1 protein-coding gene is annotated in these 429 nt (G+C 72.3%); it reads right to left on the reverse strand.

Features of this window, described 5'->3' with window-relative positions; translation table 11 throughout:
• Window positions 1-78: 78 nt before the first annotated feature.
• Window positions 79-429, reverse strand: a 351-nt coding sequence (locus tag DVK06_RS18125; protein WP_199718817.1) for a CoA transferase, incomplete at its 5' end; no start/stop codon positions are given.

Consider the following 429-nt stretch of genomic DNA (forward strand, 5'->3'; position numbering starts at 1 on the left):
CGTCGTGTAGGACGCCCCGGGGCGCTGCTCGCCCTCGCGGCAGGTCACGTCGAGGAGGACCGGCTCCGCGGCGGCCACTCAGACCCCTCCCGCGCGCCGAAGCGCGTCGATGTCGGCGTCGTCGTAGCCGAGCGACGAGAGGATGGCCTCGGTGTGCTCGCCGAGCTTCGGCGGGTCGGTCGAGTCGGGGCGGTCGAAGCCGCTGGCGACGACGGGGAACCGCGGGACGCTGACCGACCGCAACGTTCCCTCCGCAGTTTCGACCTCGGTGAAGAAGTCGGTCGCCCGCAGGTGTGGGTCGGTCGCGACCTCGTCCATCGAGTTCACCTTGGCGACGGGGACGCCGACCTCGCGCAGCCCGGCGACGAGGTCGGCGGCGGGGAGCGTCTCGCACTCGGCGCGGAGCAGGTCCATGAGTTCGTCGAGGTT

This window comes from Halorubrum sp. Atlit-28R, from assembly GCF_003665955.1.
Lineage (GTDB): Archaea > Halobacteriota > Halobacteria > Halobacteriales > Haloferacaceae > Halorubrum > Halorubrum tropicale.